This is a genomic window from Microbacterium arborescens (assembly GCF_030369635.1).
Classification (GTDB): Bacteria; Actinomycetota; Actinomycetes; order Actinomycetales; family Microbacteriaceae; genus Microbacterium.
The window spans coordinates 1,516,006-1,529,862 of the sequence record NZ_CP128474.1 but is presented as its reverse complement, the minus strand read 5'-3'; the positions used below and the strand labels follow the sequence as shown (position 1 = coordinate 1,529,862).

Here is a 13,857-nt window from a genome sequence, read left to right as displayed (position 1 = left end):
CCCGACGTGCAGATCCCCCGCCCCGGTGGCGCCTCGCCGCGCGCCGCGCGCACCCCGGTGCTGCTCGCGACGCAGTTCCTGTTCAACACCGGCTTCTACGCCGTCGTGCCATTCCTCGCCCTCGTCCTCACCGAAGACTTCGGTGTCGCGGCCACCACCGTCGGACTCATCCTCGGGGTCCGCACATTCGCCCAGCAGGGGATGTTCCTCGTCGGCGGCGTGCTCGCCGACAGGATGGGCGCGCGTCGCGTCATCCTCCTCGGTTGCGGCGTTCGGATCGCCGGGTTCACGACGCTCGCGGCATCCCTGATCCTGGAGTCGCCCCAGCTCGTGCTCTTCGTCACCGGGACCATCCTCACCGGCCTCGGCGGGGCTCTCTTCTCTCCGGGGCTCAACGTGCTCCTGGCGGACGCCGAGCGTCGGCGCCCCGCCTCGACCTCTGCCACACGCGCGTCGCTCTTCGCCTGGCTCAGCATCACCGGCGAGCTCGGCGCCGTCACGGGTCCTGTCGTCGGCGCCGCCCTCCTCGGCTGGGGGTTCGAGACGGTCGCCCTGTTCGGGGCCGCCTTCTTCGTCCTGATCGGATTGTTCCTCGCCGTCTCGCTGCCCGTCGTCCGACGCGAACCCACGTCGGACGCCGCCACGACACCCACGGGCCACTGGTGGTCGCTGCGCGATCGGCGCTTCGTCGGCTTCTCGGCCGCGCACGCCGCGGACCTGCTGGCCTACAACCAGCTCTATCTCGCCCTGCCCTTGCAGCTCGCCGCGACGGAACACCCGGCGACCGCGACCGCCGGGATGTTCGGATGGGTATCGATCCTGACGCTGACGCTGCAGATCCCCGTCGCGCGCTGGTCGGCGCGCGTCGGGGCGCCCATTGCCCTCCGCGTCGGCTATGTCCTGTCCGCCGCCGGCTTCGCCGTCGCGGCAGTCGGCACGATGGCGCAGGGCGCGGATGCTGTACGAGTCACGATCGTCGTCGCGGCGGCGCCCCTCGTCGTGGCCGGCCACATGACGACCAACCCGACCGCACTCTCACTCGTCCCCCGCTTCGCGGACGACCACCCGACAGGGTCGTTCTTCGGTTTGCTCGCCACCTGTGGGGGCGTCGCGGTGTTGATCGGCAACCTCATCGTCGGAGCCCTGCTCGCGATGCCGGGGCTTCCGGTCACGGCGTGGCTCTTCCTGGCCACCCCGCTGATCGCCGCCGCAATCGTGGCGCCCCGGCTGGCACAGTCGAACCCGCGTCGCTGATCGCGGCCGCCGCGGAACCAACAGAAAAGCCCCGCTTCAGCGGGGCTTTTCTCAAAGCTGGGGTACCTGGACTCGAACCAAGAACAACGGTACCAGAAACCGCCGTGTTGCCAATTACACCATACCCCATGGTCGGTTTGACCTCAGTCGCACCGAGGAATAACTCTACCTGACGGAGAGGATGCGGCCAAACCGAGTGCCGCCCGGGCGCGTCAGCCGACGCGCTGCACCAGCGCGTCGAGCCGGCGGATGGTCTCAGCCTTGCCGAGCAGCTCCATCGACTCGAACAAAGGCGGCGACACGCGACGTCCACTGAGGGCGACGCGAAGCGGGCCGTAAGCGACACGCGGCTTGAGACCCAGTCCCTCGATCAGCGCGGGCGCGAGCGCCTCCTGCACCGCCGCCGCGGTGAAGCCCTGCTCGGGAACCAGCTCGAGGGCGCCGACAGACGCGACGAGCACCTCGCCCGCGTTGGCGGGAAGACCCGACAGCGCGTCGTCCTCGTATGCGACCTCGGACCGGAAGAGGAAGCCGAGCAGGCCGGGCGCATCGCCCAGCAGCTGCATCCGCTCCTGCACGAGCGGCGCCGCCGCTTCGAGGATCTCGCGCTCCCCCGCCGTGGGCGGGTTCTGGATCAGCCCGGCGCCGGCGAGGTAGGGCACGAGGCGCTCGGCGAAGTCGTCGGGTGCGAGCATCCGCACGTGGTCGCCGTTGATCGACTCGGCCTTCTTCTGATCGAAGCGGGCCGGGTTCGGGTTCACATCGGCGATGTCGAACGCGGCGATGAGCTCGTCACGCGTGAAGACGTCGCGGTCGGGCGCGATCGACCAGCCGAGGAGCGACAGGTAGTTCAGGAGCCCCTCGTGGATGAAGCCCCTCTCTCGCTGCAGGAAGAGGTCGGCCTTCGGGTCACGCTTCGACAGCTTCTTGTTGCCGGTGTCGCCGAGGACGAGGGGCATGTGCCCGAAGCGCGGGACGAAATCGGTGACGCCCGCCTCGATCAGCGCCGCGTACAGCGCGAGCTGACGCGCCGTCGACGGCATGAGGTCCTCGCCGCGGAGGACGTGCGTGATTCCCATGAGCGCGTCGTCGACGGGGTTCACGAACGTGTAGAGCGGGATGCCGCCGGCCCGAACGATCACGAAGTCGGGGAACGATCCGGCGGGGAACGTGACCTCGCCTCGGATGAGGTCGACGAAGGTCAGGTCGTGGTCCGGCACCCGCAGACGCCACGCGGGCTCTCGCCCCTCGGCGCGGAACGCCGCCTTCTGCTCGTCGGTGAGACCGCGGTCGTAGTTGTCGTAGCCGAGCTGCTTCGCGCGTCCGTTCGCCTCGTTGCGGGCGTCGATCTCCTCTGCCGTCGAGTACGACTCGTACACGACACCGGCAGCGATGAGCTTGTCGAGCACCTCGCGATAGATCTCGTGACGCTGCGATTGGCGGTACGGGGCATGCGGGCCGCCCTTCTCGACACCCTCGTCCCAGTCGATCTCGAGCCACCGCAGGGCCTCGAGAAGCTGCTGGTAGCTCTCCTCGCTATCGCGCGCAGCGTCGGTGTCTTCGATGCGGAAGACCATCTTGCCGCCGTTGTGGCGCGCGTAGGCCCAGTTGAACAGGGCCGTGCGGATCAGGCCGACGTGCGGCAAGCCGGTCGGCGAGGGGCAGAACCGCACGCGGACGTCGGTTCCGGAAGCGGTCGTGGTGGCGGGGTGAGGTGCGTTGGACATCCCCTCCAGCTTAGTTCGCGTGCGCATCCGTGTCGGTGAGCTCCGCGACGACGGCCCGGAGGTGGCCGAGCACGGAGGCCACCGCCGGCACGCGGCCCGCGCCACCCGCCGACACCGCGTGGATGGCGCGGCGTTCACTCGCCGGCAGCGGACGTGTGACCACACCCGGAAGGACCGGGAATGATGCGACCGCGAGCCCCGGGAGGGCCGCGACACCGATCCCCTGCGCGACGAGCTGCTCGACCGCGACGAAGTTGTCGGTCTCGAATCGGATCGCGGGGACGAACCCCGCTCGCCCGCACACCTCGAGCAGGTGCCCTCGGCAGCGGGGGCACCCGGCGATCCACGCCTCGTGCGCCAGCAGCGCGATCTCGATGGCGCCGGATCCGTGAGCGGCAGGGTGGTCGACCGGCAGCACCGCCAGCAGATCGTCGTAGCCGATGAGCGCGGCGTCGAGACCGCGTGCGTTCTCGCCGTGCGGGTCGCTCCGATCGCCTGGATAGCCGAAGGTGAGGGCGATGTCGGCGCGGTCGGCGCGGACATCTGCGATCGCCTCGGGGGGCTCCGCCTCGACGTACGTCAGCGTCAGCCCGGGCTCCGCCTGGGCCAGCCGATCCATGAGCCGCGGCAACACCGTCGGCGAAGCAGAGGGAAAGCCGACCATGCGCACCGTTCCCGAACGCAACCCGGCGAGTTCGGCGAGCTCGCCGGAGGCGGCCTCGATGGCCGTCGCCACCGCCGCCGCGTGCCGGGCGATCACGCGACCGGCTTCAGTGAGCCGCATCCGCCGGCCGACACGCTCGACGACGGGCACCCCGAGACGCTGTTCGAGTCGCTTGACCTGCTGGCTCACGGCTGGCTGGCTGTAGCCCAGGGCCGACGCAGCCGCGGTGATCGACCCGCCGTCGGCGATGGCCCGCACGATGCGCAGCTCGGCGACATCGAGACGATAGTCCGGGATGCTCATGCGAACAGATAACTGCACATGATGCTTTGCATGCAAATCCTGCCGTAGACCAATAGATCAGCGGGGCGCAGTCTGGATGCATGCAGACGACGGCTCTCCCGCCCGAGGAGCTTCACGCCGCATTCACGGCCGCACGCGGCTATCTCGCGGCATGCAGCACGGGCCTCCCGACGCATGCCACCCGCGCGGCTGTCCTCGCCGATCTCGACGCCCGTCCCGACCTCGTTCATTACGCCGCCGTCACCGAGCGGTGCCGCAGTCATTTCGCACGCCTGGTGAACACCGCGCCCGAGCGCATCGCCATCGGATCGCAGACCTCGGTCATGGTCGGCATGATCGCGGCGTCCCTCCCCGATGGCGCGACCGTGCTCTGCCCCGAGGGCGAGTTCTCGTCGCTCGTGCTCCCGTTCGCGCACGCCGGTCGCGACATCCGAGTGCGCGCGGTTCCCCTGGCAGATCTCGCCAGGGCGATCACAGCGGATGTCGACCTCGTCGCGTTCTCGATCGTGCAGTCGGCCACCGGAGAGGTCGCCGACGCGACGGCGATCGTCGACGCGGCCCGGCGGAACAACGCTCGTACACTGTGCGACGCCACGCAGGCGGCGGGGTGGCTCCCCGTCGATGCAGAGATGTTCGATGCCCTTGTCTGCCACACCTACAAGTGGCTGTGCGCGCCTCGCGGCGTCGCGTTCCTCGTCGTCGGCGATGACTTCGCAGCGACACTCACGCCGCTCCATGCCGGCTGGTACGCCGGCGAGGATCCCTGGGCCGCGTGCTACGGCGTAGACGCGTCGCTCGCGCGCTCCGCGCGGCGCTTCGATGTGTCACCGGCCTGGCAGGCGATGGTGGGAGCAGAGCCCGCGCTGGCGATGTTCGCCGGCGCCGACGCCTCCGCCCTCCACACGCGAGTGACCGGCCTCGCTTCCGCCTTCCGCGAGCGACTCGGACTTCCCGAGCCCCTGCGAGCCACGCCCATCGTCACCTGGCCCGACCCCGCCGGCGCGGACCTCGCGCGACTGACGGCCGCCGGGGTCACCGCATCCGGTCGCCGTGGCAATGCCCGCCTCGCGTTCCACGTCTTCAATGACGAGAGCGACGTCGAGCTCGCCGTGGCCGCTCTCCTCGGCTGATCAGCCGGAGACGACGGCGCGCGCGAGCGTCACGCCGTCCGCGCCCAGCCGGTCACGGCGATCGCGTCGGCGATGTGAGGATCACCGGCGAACTCGATGCCGTCGGTGAAGAAGCTGATGATCACCAGCGCGAACATCAGCGCGATGGAGAGGAAGAGGATCGCACTCGCGACGAGGGCGATGATCAACTGTGCGCGGTGGCTCATGACTCCACGGTGCCAGCCTTCCGGCCCGCAGCAAAATGCTTGCCGTGGACAGGCGCGACGACTAGACGCCCGCCGGGTCGCTCGCGCTGTCCGCCGAACGCATCGACCCTCCCACCACGACCCCACCGATCGCGACCAGCGCGACGATGACGAGAGCCCACGTCGCCAGTCCCGCGTAGCCGATCAGCCCGAGCACTCCCCCGGCTGCGGCAGCGCCCGCTGCTCCCACGACGTTCATGACCGCGTCGCTGCGTCCTTGCCGGGTCGTCCGGCGTTCCGGTGACGACGCCTCGGTCAGCAGCGCCGATCCCGCCACGGTGGCCGCGCTCCAGCCGAGCCCGAGCAGAATGAGCGAGACCGTGACGGCGGCGGACGATTCCGCACCGAAAGCGGCTACGACGAGTGACGCGGCGAGCAGAGCCTGCCCGAGCAGCACCGTGGGCACGCGCCCGAGCCTGTCGGCGAGGATGCCGAAGACGGGCGAGAGCGCGTACATCCCGGCGATATGCAGGCTGATGGTCAGCCCGACGACTGACAGCTCGGCGCCGTGATGGACCAGATGAAGCGGCGTCATCGCCATCACCGACACCATGACCCCGTGAGAGCCGGCGATCGCGAGGATGGCGTAGCGCGCCGCGCGAGGCCGGTCGGGTCGTGACCGCGCCGTGGGCGAGGCGCCCGATCTCCCGGCGCTCGACTCGCGCGCGAGGAGCAGCGGGTCGGGCCGGAGAGCCAACAGGTAGAGGACGATGGCCAGCACCTGCGCGACCGCCGTGAACAGATACGGACCTGTCAGCGGGGGCATCCCCACGGCGCCGCCGAGCGCTTCGCCGGCACCGATCAGGTTCGGACCGAGCACCGCACCGATCGTGGTCGCCCAGACCACGATCGACAGGTCGCGCCCGCGTGTTCGATCGGTCGCCAGGTCGGTGGCGGCGAACCGCGACTGCAGATTGGCGGCCTGGCCCGCGCCGATCAAGGCGAAGGCGACGAGCAGGACCGGAAACAGCCCCGCCGCCGTACCCACGACGACGAGTGCCACGCCGACGAGCGCGAGAAGCATCCCGAGAGCAAGCGCCGGGCGCCTCCCCGAACGCGACGCGAGGGAGGCCAGCGGCACCGCGAGCAGGGCGGCACCGAGCGTCACCGCGGCGGTCGGGAGACCTGCCAGAGCCTCGTCGCCCGTGAGTCGCTCGGTGATGACAGCTCCGAGTGAGATGGTCGACCCGAAACCGATGCCGCCGAGCACCTGGCCCAGCGAGAGCACGACGAGCGCGCGGCGCCGCACGACCTCCCGTGGGACGCCGGCGGACGTCGCGCTCGGAGCAGGGGTGTCGACCGTGTCAGGCATCCCGGACGATGTTGCGCAGGATGCCGAGACCATCGATCTCGACCTCCACGACGTCGCCCGCGACGAGCGGGCCGACCCCGGCAGGTGTTCCCGTCAGGATGACGTCGCCCGGCAGCAGCGTGAACGCCGCCGAGGCGTAGGCGATGAGGTCGGCGATGCCGTGCACCATGTCCGTCAGCGGTGCACGCTGCTTCTCCTCCCCGTTCACGCGGGCCACGAGCTGGGCCTGCGACGGGTCGAAGTCGGTCTCGATCGCCGGCCCGAGCGGGCAGAACGTGTCGAAGCCCTTCGCCCGGGTCCACTGACCGTCGCTGCGCTGCAGATCGCGCGCTGTGACGTCGTTGGCGATCGAATAGCCGAACACATGGCTCAGCGCGTCGTCGACCGAGACATTGCGGGTGACCTTGCCGATGACGACGGCGAGCTCCCCCTCGAAGTCCACCTGCTGCGACTGCGTCGGGCGGACGATCGCGTCGCCCGGGCCGATGACGGCGGTGTTCGGCTTGAAGAACAGCAGCGGCTCGGCGGGAACCTCGTTCCCGAACTCGGCGGCGTGCTCCCGGTAGTTGCGGCCGACCGCGATGATCTTCGATCGCGGGATGACGGGTGCCAGGAGCACGGCGTCGCTCAGCGCCACGCGATCGCCCGTCGTGTCGTAGCCGGCGTACATCGGATCACCCGCGAGGGTCACCAGATCGGTGCCGTCGAGGATGCCGTAACGAATGGTCTCGTTGTGCGAGAAACGTACGATCTTCATCTCAGCCGTCCAATCGCACGAGCCAGCCGTGCTTGTCTTCGCGTCGTCCGTACTGGATGTCGGTGAGCTCTTCGCGCAGCGAAAGGGCGAGCTCACCCACGGGCTGCTCGTCGAAGAAGTCGCGACCCTTGAGCACGCCGATCGGGGTGACGACGGCAGCGGTGCCGCAGGCGAAGACCTCGACGATGTCGCCGGATGCCACACCCCGGCGCCATTCGTCGAGCGAGACGGCGCGCCCCTCGACCTTGTGCCCGCGGTCGCGCGCGAGCTGCAGGATCGAGTCGCGGGTGATGCCCTCGAGGATCGAGTCGGACTGCGGCGTGACGATCGTGCCGTCCTTGTAGACGAACACGACGTTCATGCCGCCGAGCTCCTCGACGTTGCGGTCCTGATCGAGGAAGACGACCTGGTCGCACTCGTTCTCGTACGCCTCCGCCTGCGGCAGCAGGCTCGACGCGTAGTTGCCGCCGGTCTTGGCCGCGCCCGTGCCGCCCTTGCCTGCGCGGGCATAGTCCTCGCTGAGCCAGATCGACACCGGCTTCACGCCGCCGGTGAAGTAGGCACCCGCGGGGCTGGCGATCACGTAGTACGCGACCTTGTTCGCGGGGCGCACTCCGAGGAAAGCCTCCTTCGCGAACATGAACGGGCGCAGGTAGAGCGACTGGTCGGCACCGGAGGGCACCCAGTCGCCGTCGACCGCGATGAGCTCGCGGAGCGACTGGACGAACCATTCCACCGGAAGCTCCGGCAGCGCGAGGCGACGAGCCGACCGCTGAAGTCGCCGGCCGTTCTGGTCGGGACGGAAGGTGTGCACCGAGCCGTCCGCGTGCCGGTACGCCTTGATGCCCTCGAAGATCTCCTGCCCGTAGTGCAGCACCGCCGCGGCGGGGTCGAGAGTGATCGGACCGTAGGGCTGGACGCGCGGACGGTGCCAGCCGCCGCGGACCGACCAACAGATGTCGACCATGTGGTCGGTGAAGTGGGTGCCGAACCCGGGATTCGCGAGGATCTCCTCGCGACGGGCGGCGGGGGCCGCGGTGAGGTTTCGGGTGACGGCGAAATCGAGGGGTTCGAGTCCGGCGTCGGGGTCGTTTTCGAGGAGAGTCATCTGTCTTCCAAGCGGATGTCGGGCGGCGGGCGATTTCCAGGCTACGCCTGGAGCCGAGCCGCGATCGCGTCGCCGATCTGCGTCGTCGTACGGGGGTCCGAGCTACGGTCGGCGATGTCGGCCTCGACGGCGTGGGTGACGCGTCGAGCGGCCTCCGTGAGCCCGAGGTGATCGAGCAGCAACGAAACGGAGAGGATCGCGGCCGTGGGATCGGCCTTCTGCTGACCTGCGATGTCGGGCGCCGATCCGTGGACGGGTTCGAACATCGAAGGGAACGCGCCGTCGGGATTGATGTTCCCCGATGCGGCGAGGCCGATGCCTCCGGTGACGGCGCCGGCCAAGTCGGTCAGGATGTCGCCGAAGAGGTTGTCGGTGACGATCACATCGAAGCGGCCCGGGTTCGTGACCAGGAAGATCGTCGCCGCGTCGACGTGCAGATAGTCTACGGCGACGTCGGGGTGCTCCGCCGCCACCTCGTCCACGATGCGCTTCCAGATGCCGCCGGCATGCACGAGCACGTTGGTCTTGTGCACGAGCGTCAGCTTGCGGCGCCGCCGCTCAGCGAGATCGAAGGCGTAGCGCACGACCCGCTCGACCCCGAATGCGGTGTTCACGGACGTCTCGTTGGCGACCTCGTGGGGGGTGCCTCGCCGGATGCTCCCGCCGTTGCCGACGTACGGGCCCTCGGTCCCCTCCCGCACCACGACGAAGTCGATCTCCCCCGGCTCGGCGAGCGGACCCGGAACGCTCGGATAGAGCTTCGACGGCCGCAGGTTGACGTAGTGGTCGAGTTCGAATCGCAGTTTCAGCAGGAGTCCCCGCTCGATGTTCGCGTCGCGCAGCCGCGGATCACCGGGCACTCCCCCCACCGCGCCGAGGAGGATCGCGTCGTGCCCCGCGATGGCCGCGAGGTCGTCGTCTGTCAGCGTGTCGCCGGTCTCGAGGTACCGGGCGGCACCGAGCGAGAACCGCGTCTTGTCGATGACGACATCCGTTCCCGCCACCGCCGCGTCGAGGACCTTCTCGGCCTCGGCGACGACCTCGGGACCGATTCCGTCGCCCGGAATCACGGCCAGCTTCACGACACGCGACATCGCTCTCCTCGTTCTCGGCGACGCGGCGCGTCGCGAGCTCAGTGCTCGGCACGCCGCGAGTGGGATCCCTTCAGCGTAGTGGCCGCGATGATCCCCGCGCAGACGACGAGCACGGCACCGATGGCCGCGGTCACGCCGACACCGGAGTCGAACGCGTGAGCGGCCGCGTCCATCAGCTGACGCCCGATCGGCTCGGGCAGGTCCTGCGCGACGTTGACGGCTCCCGCGAGGGTCTCGCGGGCCGCATCGGCGGCCTCCGCAGGCACGCCCTCGGGCACGGCCATGCCGACGCGGTACATCGCCGTGAGGATGCCGCCGAGCACGGCGGTGCCGAGAACCGCGCCCACTTCATACGCGGTCTCGGACACCGCGCTGGCCGCCCCGGCCTTCGCGGGCGGAGCGCTTGCGAGCACCAGCTCATTCGACACGGTCTCTGCCGCGCCGATGCCCATGCCGAGGAGAGCGAACGCGAGGACGAGCTCGATCATGCTCTCCGCGTCGGTCAGGAGCGCGATCATGACGTACCCGGCTGCCGACAACGTCAGGGCTGCGGGCACCACGATCCGCGGCGAGACCCGGCGCGAGATCGGGACGACTCCCAGCCCGGCGATGATCATCATGGCGAGACCGGGCACGAGGGCGAGCCCGGCCTGGAGCGGCGAGAGACCGACGATCATCTGCAGATGCTGCGTCACGAAGTACAGGAAGCCGACGAGGGCCACGACGCTCAGGAGGTTGACCAGCAAGGCACCACTGAAGGTGCCGCGGGAGAAAAGTCGCATGTCGAGCATCGGCTCGCTCACACGAAGCTGTCGACGCACGAAGAGCCATCCGAACACCAGGCCGAGCGCGAACAGCACCGGCGGGGTGATGCCCCACCCCTTCACCGCGAAGTCCTTGATCGCGTACACGATCGGCACCATCGTCAGCATCGACAGAGCGATGCTGATCGGGTCGATGCGGCCCGGTCGCGGATCGCGGCTCTCGGGCACGAGGAAGGGCGCGAGTACGAGCAGGGGCACGAGGACCGGCACCGCCATGAGGAACACCGAGCCCCAGCTGAAGTGCTCGAGCAGGAGACCGCCGACGATCGGCCCGAGGGCTGCGCCCGCGGAGAACATCGAGGCCCAGACCGCGATCGCGAGGCGCCGCTGATCACGGTCGGTGAAGATGCTCCGCAACAGCGAGAGGGTCGACGGCATCAGCATCGCCCCGAACACGCCCATCGCCGCCCGCGCCACGATCAGCAGCTCGGCGCTCGGAGCGAAGGCCGCAAGCCCGGAGACGGCCGCGAAGCCGGTCGCACCGATCAGCAGCATCCGACGTCGTCCGAACCGGTCGCCGAGGGAGCCCATCGTCACGAGCAGTCCCGCGAGGATGAGGGGGTACACGTCGATGATCCAGAGCTGCTGGGCGCTGGTCGGGCTCAGCGCGCGGGCGATCTCGGGCAGCGCGAAGCTCAGCACCGTGTTGTCGACCGACACGAGCAGTACGGGCAGCATGAGCACGCCGAGGGCTGCCCACCCGCGCCAGCCGACCCGCCGGCCCTGGCCGTCAGCGATTGCGATCTCTTCAGTCAAAGTCATAAGTTCACCGTCCAGCCGGTATAGTAACAGGAGCGAACGCTCAGACGCGAGAGGATTGGAGACATGAGTCGTCCCCCACGTGCCCGCGAAAGCGTGCTCGACGCGTACGAGAACCTTCTGATCTCCGACGGCGCGCGCGGCGCGACGATGGATGCCGTGGCTGCGGCCGCCGGCGTCTCCAAGGGCGGCCTGCTCTACCACTACGGCTCGAAGGAGGCGCTTGAGACGGCGCTGCTCGAGCGGATGATGGAGCTCGCCCGCCTCGATGTCGACGACATGGCGCAGCATCCCGAGGGCATCGTCGCGGCCTACCTCCGCACCTCCGTCATGGAGGACAGCGCCCTCGATCGCGCGCTCCTCGCCGGCTCTCGGCTCGCCCAGAGCGGTCATCCCGCGGCCAGCGCCGCGCTTCGTGATGTCCGCACCCTGTGGGAGGACGCGCTGCGCGGCCACACCCGTGACGAGACCGCGCTTCAGCTCGTCCTCCTGGTGGGCGACGGCCTCTACTTCAACAACGCACTCGGCGCGGGCGCGGTCGTCGGGCCCGTCCCGCAGGGCGAAGATTTCGACTCGCTGATCGGCCTCGTCCTCGGCGTCACGAAGCGCTGACCGATCTCAGAAGCCGGTCAGCTCGATCTGGCGGAACAGGTCGGCGGCCACGGCCTCGCGCATCTCGTCGAGAAGGTGGTCCGGCACCGGCGAGTCGACCGTCAGCACCGAAAGAGCGCGACCGGAAGCGTCGGGACGCGCGACCTGAAGGCCGGCGATGTTGATTCCCGCCTCCCCCAGCTTCTGGCCGTAGATCGCCACGATCCCCGGGCGGTCGGCATAGCGCATCACCACGTGGTGCCGTTCGATGGGCACCTCGACCTCGTAGCCGTTGATGCCGACGACCTTCGGGACCATGCGCGTTCCGGCGAGGGTGCCTTCGACGGTGAGGACCGAGCCGTCGGAGAGGGTGCCCCGCAGGATCGTGATGTTGCGGTACAGCGGGCTCTCGGACTCGACGATGAGACGCGTCTCGATGCCGCGCTGCTCGGCGAAGAGCGGCGCGTTCACGTACGAGACGTTCTCGCTGACGATGTTGGTGAAGATCCCTTTCAGCGCCGCGAGGCGGTAGACGCTGACGTCGTAGTCGGCCAGCTCGCCGCGGACCTCGATGTCGAGGCTCGTCAGCGCGCTGGGCGCGAGACCCGTGAAGATCTGCCCGAGCTGCTCGACCAGCGCGATACCGGGACGCACGAACGGATCGATCACACCACCGGCGACGTTCACGGCGTCGGGCACCAGATCGCCCTCGAGGGCGAGCTTGACCGACTTCGCCACCGAGACGCCCGCCTTCTCCTGCGCCTCGTCGGTCGAGGCCCCGAGGTGGGGCGTGACGATGACGTTGGGCAGCGAGAGGAGCGGGAACGCGGTGCCGTCCTCCTTCGGAGGCTCGCTCGTGAAGACGTCGAGCCCCGCCCCGGCGATCTCACCCGTCGTGAGAGCGGTGTACAGCGCCTCTTCGTCGATCAGGCCACCGCGCGCCACGTTGACCACGTAGGCCGACTTCTTCATGCGCGCGAACTGCTCCGCGCCGATCATGCCCGTCGTCTCCGGAGTCTTCGGCATGTGGATCGTGACGAAGTCGCTCTGCGTGAGGAGGTCGTCGAGGCTCAGCAGGGTCACGCCGAGCTGCTGCGCGCGAGTGGGTGTGACGTAGGGGTCGTATGCCACGACGTTCACGCCGAATGCCTGCACGCGCGCGGCGATGAGCGCGCCGATACGACCGAGGCCGATGATGCCCACGGTCTTCTCGAAGAGCTCGGTGCCGGTGAAGGACGAGCGCTTCCAGGCGCCTGCGGCAAGCGAGGCATGAGCGGCCGGAATGTGACGCGCGAGGCTCAGGATGTGGCCGACCGTCAGCTCGGCCGCCGAGATGATGTTTGACGTCGGGGCGTTGACGACCATGACGCCGGCGGCTGTCGCGGCCTTGATGTCGACGTTGTCGAGTCCGACGCCCGCGCGAGCGATGACCTTCAGCGACGGGGCGGCGGCGATGGCCTCGGCATCCATCTTGGTCGCGGAGCGGATCAGGACGGCGTGCGCGTCGGCGAGAGCAGGAAGCAGCGCGGCGCGGTCGGCGCCGTCGACCGATCGGATCTCGAAGTCAGGACCGAGAGCATCGATCGTTGCGGGCGAGAGTTCTTCGGCGATGAGCACGACGGGCTGGGGCACGGACGATCCTCTGGAGCATGCGCAGAAGCGCGGAACGGGTGGTCGCCACGACAGCCGACGGCGGTGCGGCGGGTCGTCTCAGCCTAGCGCGGCGTCGGCCGCTCCCATGACCGTGTGACGTTCCGCCGACTCAGACGGCGCCGGAGGTGAGGGCGAACGAGAGGACGTTCAGGAAGAACACCGCTGACAGCCCGAGCCCCGCCAGGAGGATCAGGGCGAAAGATCCCGAGCGTCGGCGCCACCCGAGCGCGAAGGCCCCCGCGAAGATGACGATCGGCAGCACCACGGCAGCGATGACGGCCACCCATCCGACCGCGGTCCGTGCCGGTGACGGGGTCAACAACAACGGGACGGCAGCCCAGACCGCGTATGCGTAGAACAGGCCGAACGCTCCCGCGACGACCGCCACCCGCCAGACCGGAGGCGTCTGCGCGGCTCCTCGTGCTTCGCTCGCCAT

General features: G+C 69.4%; 13 protein-coding genes and 1 tRNA gene. 3 read left to right on the top strand and 11 right to left on the bottom strand.

The window, feature by feature from the left end; all coding sequences use genetic code 11:
* Window positions 1-6: 6 nt before the first annotated feature.
* Entirely contained in the window at window positions 7-1,254 is a 1,248-nt protein-coding gene (locus QUC20_RS07265; RefSeq protein ID WP_289331362.1) for an MFS transporter, read from the top strand.
* Window positions 1,255-1,311: 57 nt separating this feature from the next.
* Here QUC20_RS07265 and QUC20_RS07260 read toward each other — a convergent pair.
* From QUC20_RS07260 to QUC20_RS07250, 3 genes are all read right to left on the bottom strand, one after another.
* Window positions 1,312-1,383 (bottom strand) — tRNA-Gln (locus QUC20_RS07260).
* Between the two features lie 83 nt (window positions 1,384-1,466).
* Window positions 1,467-2,981 (bottom strand): glutamate--tRNA ligase, encoded by a 1,515-nt coding sequence (gene gltX / locus QUC20_RS07255; RefSeq protein WP_120262750.1) that lies wholly within the window; start codon window positions 2,979-2,981, stop codon window positions 1,467-1,469.
* A gap of 10 nt (window positions 2,982-2,991) precedes the next feature.
* Entirely contained in the window at window positions 2,992-3,948 is a 957-nt protein-coding gene (locus tag QUC20_RS07250; RefSeq protein ID WP_289331361.1) for a LysR family transcriptional regulator, read from the bottom strand.
* A gap of 80 nt (window positions 3,949-4,028) precedes the next feature.
* Between QUC20_RS07250 and QUC20_RS07245 the strand changes: the two genes are divergently transcribed.
* A complete protein-coding gene (locus QUC20_RS07245; RefSeq protein WP_289331360.1) occupies window positions 4,029-5,078 on the top strand; it encodes an aminotransferase class V-fold PLP-dependent enzyme in 1,050 nt (349 codons plus the stop codon).
* 29 nt (window positions 5,079-5,107) lie between these two features.
* Here the strand turns inward: QUC20_RS07245 and QUC20_RS07240 are convergent, their stop codons facing one another.
* From QUC20_RS07240 to QUC20_RS07215, 6 genes are all read right to left on the bottom strand, one after another.
* Window positions 5,108-5,284: a hypothetical protein gene (locus QUC20_RS07240; RefSeq protein WP_183045267.1), complete on the bottom strand. Its 177-nt coding sequence runs from the start codon at window positions 5,282-5,284 to the stop codon at window positions 5,108-5,110.
* A gap of 61 nt (window positions 5,285-5,345) precedes the next feature.
* Window positions 5,346-6,635: an MFS transporter gene (locus QUC20_RS07235; protein ID WP_289331359.1), complete on the bottom strand. Its 1,290-nt coding sequence runs from the start codon at window positions 6,633-6,635 to the stop codon at window positions 5,346-5,348.
* Window positions 6,628-7,392, bottom strand: coding sequence for a fumarylacetoacetate hydrolase family protein (locus QUC20_RS07230; RefSeq protein WP_289331358.1), 765 nt, complete (start codon window positions 7,390-7,392; stop codon window positions 6,628-6,630). Before QUC20_RS07230 ends, QUC20_RS07235 begins: the two co-directional genes overlap by 8 nt.
* A 1-nt stretch (window position 7,393) precedes the next feature.
* Window positions 7,394-8,500 carry a branched-chain amino acid aminotransferase gene (locus QUC20_RS07225; RefSeq protein ID WP_289331357.1) on the bottom strand — a complete coding sequence of 369 codons (1,107 nt, stop codon included), beginning with the start codon at window positions 8,498-8,500 and terminating at the stop codon, window positions 7,394-7,396.
* A gap of 41 nt (window positions 8,501-8,541) precedes the next feature.
* Complete coding sequence (locus tag QUC20_RS07220) at window positions 8,542-9,594, bottom strand: 3-isopropylmalate dehydrogenase (RefSeq protein ID WP_120262756.1); 1,053 nt, start codon at window positions 9,592-9,594, stop codon at window positions 8,542-8,544.
* A 38-nt stretch (window positions 9,595-9,632) separates the two neighbouring features.
* Window positions 9,633-11,180, bottom strand: coding sequence for an MFS transporter (locus QUC20_RS07215; RefSeq protein ID WP_289331356.1), 1,548 nt, complete (start codon window positions 11,178-11,180; stop codon window positions 9,633-9,635).
* Window positions 11,181-11,243: 63 nt separating this feature from the next.
* Between QUC20_RS07215 and QUC20_RS07210 the strand changes: the two genes are divergently transcribed.
* Window positions 11,244-11,789 (top strand): TetR/AcrR family transcriptional regulator, encoded by a 546-nt coding sequence (locus QUC20_RS07210; RefSeq protein WP_289331355.1) that lies wholly within the window; start codon window positions 11,244-11,246, stop codon window positions 11,787-11,789.
* A 6-nt stretch (window positions 11,790-11,795) separates the two neighbouring features.
* Here the strand turns inward: QUC20_RS07210 and serA are convergent, their stop codons facing one another.
* Both serA and QUC20_RS07200 read right to left on the bottom strand, forming a co-directional pair.
* Window positions 11,796-13,400, bottom strand: a complete 1,605-nt coding sequence (serA, locus tag QUC20_RS07205; RefSeq protein WP_289331354.1) for a phosphoglycerate dehydrogenase — start codon at window positions 13,398-13,400, stop codon at window positions 11,796-11,798.
* A 130-nt stretch (window positions 13,401-13,530) separates the two neighbouring features.
* The gene (locus tag QUC20_RS07200) at window positions 13,531-13,857 is read right to left on the bottom strand and encodes a bacitracin resistance protein (protein WP_289331353.1); all 327 of its coding nucleotides are present in this window, start codon (window positions 13,855-13,857) and stop codon (window positions 13,531-13,533) included.